Genomic DNA, 647 nt, shown 5'->3' on the forward strand with positions numbered 1-647 from the left:
TTTCTTTCTTCTTTCACGGTATTGGCTTCTATGGCGAATGACAGTGGAAAGCTGTGGGGTGATTTCATGAATGCGATTTCTGATATGGCGGCGGTCGGTTTCCAGTTTCGTTTCCCCGGGACCTCTTGCCCCAATCCCTCCGCCTTGCCGGGAGAGATTGATCCCTTGTCCCGTCAGACGCGGCAGTGCATATTGCAGCTGAGCCAGCTCAATTTGAAGTTTGCCTTCTCTCGTTCTCGCCCGCTTTGCAAAAATATCTAATATCAATTGCGTGCGGTCAATCATCTTCACTTCAATTGCTGTTGCCAATGACTTCAGCTGACTTGGCGACAGTTCATCATTAAAGATGAGGAGATCAGCTTCAAGCTCTTCCACCAGTGCCTTCAGCTCTTCTACCTTCCCTTTTCCTATATATGTAGCGGCGTCAGCCCTGTTCCGTTTTTGTGTGACGCTGGTCAGTACTTTTCCGTCTGCTGTTTTTGTCAGCGATGCTAGCTCTTCCATAGAATTTTCAAAATGCTCATCCGTGATATGCGGCAGCTGACATCCGACTAAAATGGCTTTCTCCTGAATCGTTTCTTGTTCGTTCAAATGGATGTTCCTTTCTTTTGCATATTGGGCAGTAGTATTATCATACCAAACCCTGC

General features: G+C 47.0%; 1 protein-coding gene. It reads right to left on the reverse strand.

What is annotated here, in order from left to right; all coding sequences use genetic code 11:
* A partial coding sequence (hflX, locus tag ACWHAR_RS28340) for a GTPase HflX (protein WP_452088602.1) occupies nucleotides 1-591 on the reverse strand: 591 nt, incomplete at its 3' end.
* Nucleotides 592-647 lie beyond the last annotated feature (56 nt).

Source organism: Bacillus sp. LR--39 (assembly GCF_053613335.1).